A 12,228-nucleotide genomic window follows, 5' to 3' on the forward strand; every position below is an offset into this window, starting at 1 on the left:
AGGTGTCAAATTAACGTGAACGTATTACTTTCAAGCGCCAGCAATAAAGTTCCACTATTAAAAGCGCTTCAATGTGCCGTCAAGCGTATCGATAAGAAGGGCATAGTTACGGCAGGCGATTTAAGTAGCCAAGTACTTACACGGCACTTTTGCGATGTATTTTGGCAAATGCCACCCACAAATCAAGACAACGTAGATGAGATTATTGCCCAGCTCAAGCATCGAAGAATTACTCATATTCTCCCAAGTAGAGACGGCGAACTGCTTTTTTGGGCAAGGCTAAAAAACGACCTAAAAAGCGCTAACATTCACGTACTTGTTTCTGATGAAAATGCAATAGAGCTTTGTTTGGATAAATTAAGATTCGGCCAATGCAGTATTCCTTTTATCATCCCTTCATTTGAAAGCATCGAAGAGGTGAAAACGGTTATTCAGGGCACTCCGCCATTGCACTATGTGGTCAAAGAACGTTTTGGTGCGGGTAGTAAAGCTGTTGGCCTTAATCTAAACGAAGACGACGCAGTGCAGCACGCCAAAGGTCTATCCTCCCCTATTTTTCAATTATACAAAGCAGGTCAAGAAATTAGCGTAGACGCTTGGCTAACAAAGGACCATTTGGTTAAAGCGGCGGTGTGCCGAGTGCGAGACCTAGTTGTTAATGGTGAATCCCAAATTACCTATACTTTACCGAATTGCCTTTTTACAGCACAGGTGACACAGACACTTTCCAAACTAGCGCTGTCTGGCCCCGTTGTATTACAAGGCATCATAAATGATGGAGTACTTCACATCATTGAATGTAATTCGCGATTTGGAGGCGCTTCAACGTTAGGTATCAAGGCGGGTGTTGATAGTCTTTATTGGAGCTTGTGCGAGAGTATAGGCGAAGATATTGACTCGTTGCCGGTAGATCTCGCATCCCATAAAATAACGCAGATTAGAGCTGCTACCGACTATTACCTATGATTTATATCTTCGACCTAGATGATACCCTTTATGATGAGCGCCAATACGTAGAGTCCGGCCTTGCAGCCGTTGCCTCATTTGTGGAAAAAAGCTGGAATGTTGATAAGCGAAGTGGCTTTCAAGAATTAGTTACTCTGCTTGATCGAAATGGTCGTGGCCGAATTTTCAATGATTACTTAGCTAACCACGGCATAGCAGTCAATAAGCGAAATGTACGTGCCTGCGTTTCAGCATATCGCTTACACCAGCCCACTTTGACTTTGCCCGACAATCACCTAACGTTGCTAGAACGTTTGCCCAAGCCGCTTTATCTCGTAACTGACGGAAATAAAGTGGTACAAAGTAAGAAAGTGGAAGCACTCAACATAGCGCACTACTTCAAGCGCGTGTTTGTCACTCACCGCTTTGGAGTGAAACATGCTAAACCTTCTACTTACTGCTTTGAAAAGATTAAACAAGCAGAGCAATGTCAGTGGCACGAAATGGTTTACATTGGTGACAACCCCGCAAAAGACTTCGTTAATTTAAATAAACTTGGAATGCCGACCGTTCGAGTGCTAACTGGGGTTCACAAAACAGCACTTGCCAAGCCAGGTTTCGATGCAAAGTTTACAATACAAAATCTGAATGAACTTCCAGCCCTCAGGCTTTGAACCTTATTAGGCAGCATCCCAGCATATTTAATAAAATAAAATCAATGCTTAACCTACCTACTGATAAACAACAAGTTCTACCTAAACACGAAGAAATCTACACCTTTAGGACTAATAATCCTCAGCTAAGCGCATAGATTCTAAAGCTTTATGGCAAAAATGCCGACACATGATATATTGTGTTTATAACCATAAAAACAGCGAGCAAGCTATGTTCGATGGAAAATCGATTCTCATAACAGGTGGAACGGGTTCATTTGGCCATAAGTACACTGAGACTCTGTTAGCGAGATACAAACCAAAGCGCTTAATTATCTACTCACGCGACGAACTCAAACAGTTCGAAATGCAGCAAAAATTTAACGCGCCGTGCATGAGATATTTTATTGGCGATGTTCGAGACAAAGAACGACTTAATCGCGCCATGCAAGGTGTTGACTTTGTTATACATGCAGCGGCCATGAAACAAGTCCCTGCCGCAGAGTACAACCCGACCGAATGTATTCGTACGAACATCGATGGTGCCGAAAATGTAATTAACGCTGCCATTGATAATAACGTTGAAAAAGTTATTGCGTTGTCTACAGATAAAGCCGCCAACCCGGTTAATCTATACGGTGCTACCAAATTAGCTTCAGATAAATTGTTCGTTGCAGCCAATAATATTGTTGGCGCTGGTGCATCTCGATTTTCTGTAGTTCGTTACGGCAATGTAGTGGGTTCTCGTGGTTCTGTTGTGCCCTTTTTCAATAAGTTGATAGCGGAAAACAGCGATCATATTCCTGTTACGCACAAAGACATGACCCGTTTTTGGATTACTCTTCAACAGGGCGTCGACTTTGTGCTTAAAAACTTTGAGCGCATGTTGGGTGGAGAGATCTTCGTACCTAAAATCCCATCTATTCGAATTACTGACCTCGCGACTGCAATGGCACCGGATATTCCAACCAAATATGTAGGGATTCGTCCAGGTGAAAAGCTTCATGAAATGATGTGCCCTGGCGACATGTCTCTGCATACATTTGAATTCGATGATCACTTTGTGATTGCCCCAGCTATTAAGTTTTTCCACCGAAGTAATAACTTTACTAGCAATGCACTTAACGAACAGGGAAAACTTGTAGACTCGGGTTTCGAATACGTTTCAGACACTAACGAACATTTCCTTAGTATTGAAGAAATAAAGAAGTTCAATGAGGAAGCGCAATAGTGATTCCTTATGGGCGACAACACCTAGATGAAGATGATGTAAAAGCCGTTGTCGAAACCTTAACATCAAATTGGTTAACGCAAGGCCCGGCTATTCCTAAATTCGAAACCGCTCTTGCTGATTATTGTGGCGCTAATTTCGGGGTTGCAGTTAATAGCGCAACGTCAGCTCTACACATTGCCTGCCTTGCACTAGGTGTGAGTGAAGGCGATAGAGTATGGACATCTCCGAACTCATTTGTTGCGTCGTCAAACTGCGCGCTTTACTGTGGTGCCAAGGTCGATTTTGTAGATATTGACCTTCACACCGGTAACATGTGCGTTGATGCTTTACGAAACAAACTTGCCCTAGCTGAATCCACCAACGCCTTACCAAAGGTGGTTATTCCCGTTCATTTTGCAGGTCAGCCCTGCGATATGAAAGAAATTCGTGCACTTTCAAAAAAATATGGCTTCTTTGTTATTGAAGATGCATCACATGCAGTAGGCGCAAAATACCAAGAGAAATTTGTAGGCAGCTGCGAATTCTCAGATATTTGTGTGTTTAGTTTCCACCCGGTAAAAATTATTACCACTATGGAGGGGGGAATGGCACTTACAAATAACAGTGAATGGGCTGAAAAGATGCGTATGTTGCGCAGTCACGGCATAACCAATGATCCAGAAAAGATGACTGAGGACAGTCATGGCCCTTGGTATTATCAACAGATAGCATTGGGCTTTAATTACCGTATGACTGACGTTGAAGCTGCGCTTGGTTTAAGCCAGCTAAAAAAATTGCCGGGCTTTTTAGAAAAGCGGAATACATTAGCTGCTCATTATAATGAACGTTTTGGTTCGAAAGAAAACGTCTCACCACTTAAGCAATCTAGTAATAGATATAGCAGCTATCATCTCTACGTTGTACGTGCTTCTGGACTTACTCGCAAAGAACATGCTTTTGTCGTCGAGCAGCTTCGCGATAAAGGCGTTTTTGCACATCTTCATTATATCCCGATTCACTGCCAGCCCTATTACAAGAATCTGGGCTTCAAGATAGGTGATTTTCCTAATGCGGAGCGTTATTACGAACAGGCAATAACACTTCCCCTTTTTCCCGAGTTAACTCGTGAGCAGATTAACTTTATTGTAGATACACTTTCTCGCATCCTAGATAGCTTAAATTAACGGTTGCTCTGGCGTTTTTTTTCCATCCATTAAACCTCAACATCTAAGTTAAGTTTTTTCGTTCAAAGCCGATAGGAGCAAAGATGTTTTTTAAAAGTCCAACCTTCGAATTACCGGTATATGTTAAAGAAAAAAGATATTCGTCACATCTACGATAGCTACTCGCAACTAAGAAAAATGAAGCGGGTGAATGAGCTTCGACCAGATAGTAAGCCGAAGGCCCTAAATCTAAATATTATCGATAGCTGCAATTCCAAATGCACAATGTGTAATATTTGGAAGAATGAAGAAAGCGTAGACATTACCCCTGAAGAACTCGGCCTAATTTTATCTGACCCGTTGTACAGTGAACTACAGCATGTAGGTGTAACTGGCGGTGAGCCAACTCTGCGCGAAGACTTACCCGATATTTATAGAACCATTATCGATACATTACCCTCCCTCAAAGGCGTGAGCATGATAACCAATGCCATTGAAGAGAGAGATGTAAAAAATCGAATTACGGCTATTTATGATATTTGCAAAAGCAGAAATATGAGCTTTTCTGTCATGGTTTCTATAGATGGCGTTGAGGGCGCTCACGACAGGGTACGTGGAATAAAGAACAACTTCGCGTCCGCTATCGCTATTTTCGAATTTTGCCGAACCACGTTAGAGATTCCGACTACGTTCGGGTGCACTATTTCTAAACAGAATGTATGGGAAGTGGATGACTTCCTTTATTATGCTAAAAAACACGACATGTATGGTAGGTTTCGTGTTGCCGAGTTTATCAACCGCCTATATAACGGTGATAGAGATAAGGTTATACGCAATTTCGATGAAGATGAAACCTATAACCTCTTATTATTTTTTGAGAAATTAAAAAGACAATACGAGCCTGGTTCCACGATCAAACGAACATATCGCAGTATTCAAAACATGCTACAAGGCGGCGAACGCTTGATAGGTTGCCCCTATCATAACGATGGTGTCGTTTTAGGTTCTAAAGGGCAGGTCAATTACTGCGCGCCTAAAGGTAGCGATATTGGCAACGCATTAGAAACCTCCTCGCAAGTTTTGTACAAAAACAACTTTGCGCAAAAAGAGGCTATCGCAGAACGCGACTGTAAAAACTGCATTCATGACTATCACGCAGGCATTACCTATGCAGAAAAACAAACGCAGCTTACCGAATTAACTCATCACAGGCTTCTGAATATTGACAATATTCACCTGATTAAATGGTTAGCGAAAACATTAAAAACCCCACATAAAAGGAAACCCTACCAAGTATTTATATTTGGCTGGTATGGCACCGAGACCGTGGGAGATAAGGCAATATTGGGCGGAATCGTTGATGAATACACGAAATTGCACGGCGACAATATTGAGTTTGTATTGGGAAGCTTATATCCATTTGTAACCAAAAGAACATGCAAAGAGCTCAAAATCAACGCTAAGGTTGTTTCTACAAAATCCCTTGATCTATTGCGACATTCGAAAAGTGCCGACGAAGTTGTTATGGGTGGCGGCCCCCTTATGGATCTACACGAACTTTATATCCCTTTGCTGGGATTTAAGGTAGCCAAAGACAATGGTAAGAAAACCGTAGTTTATGGCTGTGGCCTTGGCCCACTGCATGAAGATAAGTATAAAAGAGCAGTAAAGCAAATACTGGCGTTATCATCTGATATTAAACTGAGAGATAGAAAAAGCGTAGCCACTGCCAACGCATGGGGATTTGAAAAGGCCTCCCTTTCAGGCGATTTCGCGAAACCTTACATAGAGCGCCATTTTATTAAGCAGTCAATAAAATCCAACACGCCATTTATTGCTTGCTTCTTACGCGAGTGGACTTACGAATACTCTCGTGAGTTGACACTGGAAGAGTTTGAGGTTCATAAAAAAGCGTTTGAAGCCGGTATAGCTCGATTAATAAAAGAAAAAGTAAAGGAGCTGGGCGTAAATACGGTATTACTCGATCACATGCATAATTTTGATGTAGGTTATGACGATAGAGATTTCAGTCGTTACTTTATTGATACTTATTTCGCGGACGAACCTGATATCGATATCTCCTTTAACAAACGTTTATCGACTGTAGCGAGTGTTGTCCACACGATGCAGAGTGCGTCATTTAACATTTGCATGCGATTCCACTCAGTCTTGTTTGCGCATACGTTAGAAACTGATTTTTGTGCGATTGATTACACTAAGGGCGGTAAAATTACCAATTACCTTACTGACAACGACGAACTTAAGCGTATGTATTCGCCCCAAGAGCTTGCTCGCTAATGAATGTTTTACTTGTTAATACCTATGATAGAGGCGGAGCAGCGAACGCGTGTATCAGATTACATCTAGCATTGATCGATGCCGGGCATACTAGCCACCTTCTGACGCTAAATAAGACTAGAGACGATATCCCTTTCCATTTCGATTACAAATCATTTACTGGTATGGAGGCTGGAAATATCCTGAATCGTGTTTCCCATATTACTGTAAATAGCGTACACGAATATAAGACTCAAGATATCAAAGATATTTGCACTGCAGCGTCTAAATATACCGATGTATTCTCTTCAATTTATAGCGATTTCAGAATTGAAAATGCGCCGCAGATTAGTGAATATGACGTGGTAAACCTTCATTGGACTTCTCGGTTCTTGAACTGGCCAACCTTTTTCGCTTCTAAAAGTATAAAGCGGGTCATTTGGTCATTACATGACATGGCTCCGTTTACGGGTGGATATCATTATAGTGACGGGTTTGAAGGATATAAAACCGATGACAGTAATCCACATTTTTTAAGACAAACCAGTGATCCTGACTTTGCTAAAAAACTGTTGCTCTCGAAACAAGCCATTTTACGGAGCAGCGATATCCCAATTGCCGTAATTTCATTGTCGAATTGGTTACACGAATGTGCGGCATCTAGTACACTTTTTAAACACTACCCGATAAAGCGGATTGCCAATAGTGTCAATACAGACACGTACCGTTATATGGACAAGCGAGGATCCAGGAAACATTTAGGACTACCTGAGGATAAAGACATCGTCCTTTTTGTAAGTGACAGTGTTAATAATAAAAGAAAGGGTTTCCACTTGCTTGAAAAAGCAATCAATGAAGCAAATAACAGTCGAATTATGTTGTGCAGTGTAGGGAAAGATTTAAATAGCAACCTCCCCGAAGTTCATGACTTTTCCGAGGTTCATGATGAACATAAGCTTGCGCTAATCTACAGTGCAGCTGATGTATTTGTGTTACCAGCTTTAGAAGATAATTTACCTAATGTAGTTATTGAATCGTTATGTTGCGGCACTCCTGTGGTGGGTTTTAATATTGGAGGCATGCCAGATATGATTGAGGACAGAGTAAACGGAAGGCTTGCAAAAGATATCAGTGCAGAAGGGTTGCTAGCATCGCTTAACGACGTGCTGAATAACGGCGTGTCAAAAACATCAGGGCAAATATCACAACACGCGCGAAACACTTACTCTCAATCTCATCAGGCAGAGATGTTTAACCTATACCTCAATGATTTAAGAAGCAACACATCTTCCCGCAAACCTTAGTTTCTAGGTAAAGGCACGGCAGTGTAAAAATCTTCTGACTCAGTATGTATCATGATCATCGAGCCTCGCGGCAATGCATCGTCATCAAGTGCTTTATAGACAAACCGCAATGCTCGACGCGGTAAATCAGAGCTATTTTGAGCAGAGCTATGTATCAAGTAATTGCTAAACAATACGATGTCTCCAGGCTCAGTCTCAACAAAAACTTTATTACTCTCCTCATTTTTATCTAACACAATACGGTCATGATGCGTTGCACCTTCAACGTGAAACCATTTTCTAAATCCGCGCTTATGAGAGCCAGGTATAACCTGTAAACATCCATTTTCTTGCGTGGCGGAATCAAGAGAAACCCACGCTAACACTTTCTCGGTTTCATTAGGTCGATTAAGAAAATCTTGGTGCCATGGCACCTCATTGTCTTTGTCTGCAGGCTTATAAAGATAGGAGTTAACATACAGGTAAACGCTCCTATTAAAGTAGCTTTTCAAGAATGCCGTGACTTCAGGCACTTCAGCCGCTTTTCTAGCTTCTGGAAAACGCTGATAAACGTCGTAAAGCACGCCGCTATCAGTGCGATGAGTGAGGTACCATCGATTAGTAATATCTCTTGAAGACTGCGCTGAAATAACCTCTACGGCACGAGACAGCGTGTTACCTATCTCTTGGCAGACAGCTGGAGAAATTTGCCGCTTTAAAACAACAAAACCATCACGTTTGAATTGATTAATTAATTGGGGGATATCAATATCGCTCATAGCGTGCCTTCAATATTGCTGAACTACGGTCCCAAATATGTGTAGCTTGTTCTGGAGACATTTTGTCTTTCCATTGCGCTATCGACGCATTGCGAACAAACGTGAAATCTTCGTCAAAATTCACCGAGTGATTTGGTCTGGAATTCTCTTTTTCAGCCGCTTTTAATTTGTCAGGTTGTGAAAATAGAAGTGCTTTCTGAAGTAGTTCTCTTTGTATGTTAATTCCTAGGTCATCAAATACGTTGAGAAAACTCGCTAAAGGATCTTGCATTAGCGTTTCATAATCGAAAACCCAAGAAGCTTTGCTATACCAGCTTTCTATGTGCTTGTTGTAGGCATCAATACCAAAAGTATTATTCTCAACAAACTCGTCAAATGTACCTTCAAACCTGCCTTTTTTTCGCTTACTCGCATAGTAGTAAAACGAAATCATTGTATCTCTGGGATCTCTTAAAATATAGAGTGCTTTGGGTTGAGCATATAGCGGATTATCTTCAGCAAGTTGGTGAGTTTTCACTAGTCGCGGTAAGGGATCACCCTTCCAACAAAACTCGATAAGGTTATCTTTAAGACACTCCGGCATTATTTGCCCAAGATTGTAAAAATCAACAGGTTCCGAGTTTTTGTTGAGTAAATGAACAATATTGGCAAAAACAAAGCGTGTAAATGTAGAACCTGTCTTAGGAAACGAAACGATAAGAACATCTTCACTAGATAAGCCCTCCAACCGGTTCTCTGGGGGAATGGTCATCGTATGTCTCATTGCTCTAAACCCTACAATTGTTACTATTTTCTTGAAACCATTTCCAAGTACTGGATAGGCCATCGCGAAGTGAAATACTAGGTTTCCAATTGATAAGAGATTGAGCCAATGAAACATCCAGCCGTTTAACCGGCGTTCCTTCCGGCTTACTCGTGTCGAAAATAAGTTTCCCCTTAAATTCGGTTACTTCGCAAAGTAATTCAGCTAACTCTCGAATTGAGCAGTCTGTACCTGTCCCCATATTAATGTGTGAACTCATTGGTGGAATTGCCCCATTAAACTCAGCGTTTGGAAGGTTTGCTATTTGGATAGAGCCTCGAGCCAGATCAGAAACATGTAAAAACTCTCTTCTAGCCCTACCACTACCCCAAATGTTTACCGATGAAGCATTATTTTGCTTCGCCTGTGCGAACTTATTGATGAGCGCAGGAATAACATGACTGCCATTAAGCTCGAAATTGTCATAAGGGCCATACAAATTAGTCGGCATCACGCTTCGGTAATCTCTACCATATTGCCTGTTAAAGCTTTCGCAAAGCTTAATACCTGCTATTTTGGCAATAGCATAAGGCTCATTCGTTGGTTCAAGAGCGCCTGAAAGAAGCGACGACTCGTTAATAGGTTGCTCCGCAAATTTCGGATAAATACAGCTTGAACCCAAAAATAACAGTTTATTAATATCACTTTCGTGTGCCGCTTCAATCACATTTGCACTTATCATCAAGTTCTCGTAAATGAAACTCGCAGGCAAAGTATTGTTGGCGTGTATTCCCCCCACTTTTGCAGCTGCCAAGTACACCTCATCAACGTCATGACTTTTGAAAAACTGCTTTACCGAAAGCTGATTTGTAAGGTCAAGTTGATCACGACTTGCTGTCACTATTTCAATATTGCTATTTTTAGATAGCTCGCTAACTAGAGCACGCCCCACCATTCCCTTGTGGCCCGCTACATAAATTCGTTTAGCCGACATTATCAACCTTCCCCACTGATAGGGAGTTCAAACCCGTTCGCTTTTAAAAAAGCTAACCTACGCGCCTCTTCAGCATCTGACGCTACCATTTCTTCGCACATTTCTTTAGCTGATATTGTAGGTTCCCAGTTCAAGGTTTCTTTTGCCTTGGTAGGATCACCTAACAAGGAATCAACTTCGGCGGGCCTAAAGTACTTTTTATCTACCCTGACTATCACATCTCCTACACTCAGTGCTGGTGACAGTGCTTTGTCGACAGAAACTACCGTAGCAATTTCGTGAACATCTGAACCAGAAAACCTAAGCTCAATGCCCAACGCCTTTGCCGACCATTGAACAAATTGTCGAACTGAGTATTGCTCCCCAGTTGCTACAACAAAATCTTCAGGTTTATCTTGTTGCAACATTAGCCACTGCATGTAAACGTAATCTTTGGCGTGCCCCCAATCTCTGAGCGCATCTAAATTTCCTAAATGTAAACAACTCTCTAGGCCCTGAGAAATGTTGGCTAGTCCACGCGTGATTTTTCTCGTTACAAAGGTCTCTCCGCGGCGAGGTGATTCATGGTTAAATAAAATCCCATTACACGCATATAGACCATATGCTTCTCTATAGTTAACGGTTATCCAATACGCATACAATTTGGCCACGGCGTAAGGTGAGCGCGGATGAAAGGGCGTGGTTTCTCTTTGCGGCGTCTCGGCAACTTTGCCATAGAGCTCTGAAGTAGAAGCCTGATAGAACTTAGTTTTGTCTTTTAAACCCAGTAACCTAATAGCCTCTAGAAGCCGTAAGGTTCCCATAGCGTCGACGTCTGCAGTATATTCAGGCGAATCAAAACTCACCGCGACATGGCTCTGCGCTCCTAAATTGTAAATCTCATCAGGTTGGATCATTTGCACTAATTTAATAATGTTGGAGCTATCGGTTAAGTCGCCATAATGCAATATGAAGTTCCTATTCGATTCGAAGGGATCTTGATAGATATGATCTACACGCTGCGTATTAAATGATGACGCTCTTCGCTTAATCCCGTGAACCTCATATCCCTTCTCTAACAGGAGTTCGGCTAAATAGGAACCATCTTGACCGGTGATACCTGTTATTAAAGCCTTCTTTTTTTCAGGCATTACATATCTCTCCAACTTATCACTTTCGTTCCTTCGAGCTTATCCCTCAGCACTTCACTAATATCAAGTTCATGCTCACCTTCCACACCATTTATCACCATGGATAATGCTAAATCACGCGCTTCCTCTATGGATTTTACTGGCACGTCCATTATCTCATTTATACTATCTCGAGTGGATTGCAGGAAACATGAAACGAGGGCGCCATTCTGTCTGAGCGCATTTGCAATTAATATCGACAATTGCCGTGTACCAAATACGCCAACTTTCATTCCAGCATAACTTGCCAAAAGCTTCTCTTGATTGAGAACCTTCTCAAGAAGCAATTTTAAATCAATAACATTCTTATCAAGCTGAACTTCCTTACTAGAGGTCGTTTCTCCAAGCAATTGAGCAACAGCATCAGCTTCTCTTTTTAGTAGTAACCTACTGGCGCTGCTAGAACTTGCGCCTCCCTGGCGAAAATTAGCGGAAATCGCATCAATATAAGTTCCTTGATACCGTGTGATCGCAGTCTTCATGAAGAAACTGTCAGCATATAACTTAAAACATTCGCTAAAAGGGCCTATCTTGTTGAATAACGAGGATTTGCAGAAAAACCCCTGATGACAGGTATTTGCACGATTCGATATCTCAGTGTTAGCAAACCATACCTCCCCAGATTCCTCATCGAAACATCTGACTTTTGTTACCGCATAATCAATATTTTCACGCCCAAAAGCATCGAGAATGGTTTCAATAACCCTCGCTTCATAAAGCGAATCGTCAGCACCGAGAAAATAAATTATGTCGCCTGACGCTAATTCAACGCCACGGTTAAATGCATGATAAATACCTCTATCTGGCGCCGAAAAGACCTTAGCGACGTGTGGGTACTTACAAATAGTGGACAATGTTTTGTCAGTAGAGCCGCCATCGATAATTATATGTTCAATTTTATCTATTGCGGTTTGCTCGGCAACACTGCTAAGACACTCTTCTATTAAGTGAGCACAATTGTAGGTTGCCGTTATTATGGATATTTTCATTTCATTCTACGTTCATTCTCA

Annotated in this window: 11 protein-coding genes; 6 read left to right on the top strand and 5 right to left on the bottom strand. The window is 41.7% G+C overall.

All coding sequences use genetic code 11. The features are described 5' to 3' along the window. The first annotated feature begins 15 nt into the window (after positions 1–15). From ACXACS_RS16680 to ACXACS_RS16705, 6 genes are all read left to right on the top strand, one after another. Complete coding sequence (locus ACXACS_RS16680; protein ID WP_474808233.1) at positions 16–966, top strand: ATP-grasp domain-containing protein; 951 nt, start codon at positions 16–18, stop codon at positions 964–966. Further along, positions 963–1,619 carry an HAD family hydrolase gene (locus ACXACS_RS16685; RefSeq protein ID WP_474808235.1) on the top strand — a complete coding sequence of 219 codons (657 nt, stop codon included), beginning with the start codon at positions 963–965 and terminating at the stop codon, positions 1,617–1,619. The genes ACXACS_RS16680 and ACXACS_RS16685 overlap by 4 nt, the downstream gene beginning before the upstream one ends. Before the next feature lie 211 nt (positions 1,620–1,830). Beyond that, on the top strand, positions 1,831–2,829 hold the full coding sequence (pseB, locus tag ACXACS_RS16690; RefSeq protein ID WP_474808237.1) for a UDP-N-acetylglucosamine 4,6-dehydratase (inverting): 999 nt from the start codon (positions 1,831–1,833) through the stop codon (positions 2,827–2,829). After that, positions 2,829–3,995 (top strand): UDP-4-amino-4,6-dideoxy-N-acetyl-beta-L-altrosamine transaminase, encoded by a 1,167-nt coding sequence (gene pseC, locus ACXACS_RS16695; RefSeq protein WP_474808239.1) that lies wholly within the window; start codon positions 2,829–2,831, stop codon positions 3,993–3,995. The genes pseB and pseC overlap by 1 nt, the downstream gene beginning before the upstream one ends. 120 nt (positions 3,996–4,115) lie before the next feature. Beyond that, positions 4,116–6,272: a polysaccharide pyruvyl transferase family protein gene (locus ACXACS_RS16700; RefSeq protein WP_474808240.1), complete on the top strand. Its 2,157-nt coding sequence runs from the start codon at positions 4,116–4,118 to the stop codon at positions 6,270–6,272. Further along, on the top strand, positions 6,272–7,555 hold the full coding sequence (locus ACXACS_RS16705) for a glycosyltransferase (protein WP_474808242.1): 1,284 nt from the start codon (positions 6,272–6,274) through the stop codon (positions 7,553–7,555). Before ACXACS_RS16700 ends, ACXACS_RS16705 begins: the two co-directional genes overlap by 1 nt. On the opposite strand, the gene ACXACS_RS16710 is transcribed toward ACXACS_RS16705, so the two are convergent. The 5 genes from ACXACS_RS16710 to ACXACS_RS16730 are packed head-to-tail and all read right to left on the bottom strand — an operon-like array spanning position 7,552 to position 12,207. After that, entirely contained in the window at positions 7,552–8,313 is a 762-nt protein-coding gene (locus tag ACXACS_RS16710; protein WP_474808244.1) for a phytanoyl-CoA dioxygenase family protein, read from the bottom strand. The genes ACXACS_RS16705 and ACXACS_RS16710 overlap by 4 nt on opposite strands. Then, complete coding sequence (locus tag ACXACS_RS16715) at positions 8,300–9,076, bottom strand: sulfotransferase domain-containing protein (RefSeq protein ID WP_474808246.1); 777 nt, start codon at positions 9,074–9,076, stop codon at positions 8,300–8,302. Before ACXACS_RS16715 ends, ACXACS_RS16710 begins: the two co-directional genes overlap by 14 nt. Before the next feature lie 4 nt (positions 9,077–9,080). Continuing rightward, complete coding sequence (locus ACXACS_RS16720; RefSeq protein WP_474808248.1) at positions 9,081–10,049, bottom strand: GDP-L-fucose synthase family protein; 969 nt, start codon at positions 10,047–10,049, stop codon at positions 9,081–9,083. A gap of 2 nt (positions 10,050–10,051) precedes the next feature. Next, positions 10,052–11,179: a GDP-mannose 4,6-dehydratase gene (gmd, locus tag ACXACS_RS16725; protein WP_014978579.1), complete on the bottom strand. Its 1,128-nt coding sequence runs from the start codon at positions 11,177–11,179 to the stop codon at positions 10,052–10,054. Next, a complete protein-coding gene (locus tag ACXACS_RS16730) occupies positions 11,179–12,207 on the bottom strand; it encodes a glycosyltransferase family 2 protein (protein ID WP_474808251.1) in 1,029 nt (342 codons plus the stop codon). The genes gmd and ACXACS_RS16730 overlap by 1 nt, the downstream gene beginning before the upstream one ends. Between the last annotated feature and the right edge of the window lie 21 nt (positions 12,208–12,228).

It is taken from the genome of Alteromonas sp. AWM4_230 (genome assembly GCF_056158305.1).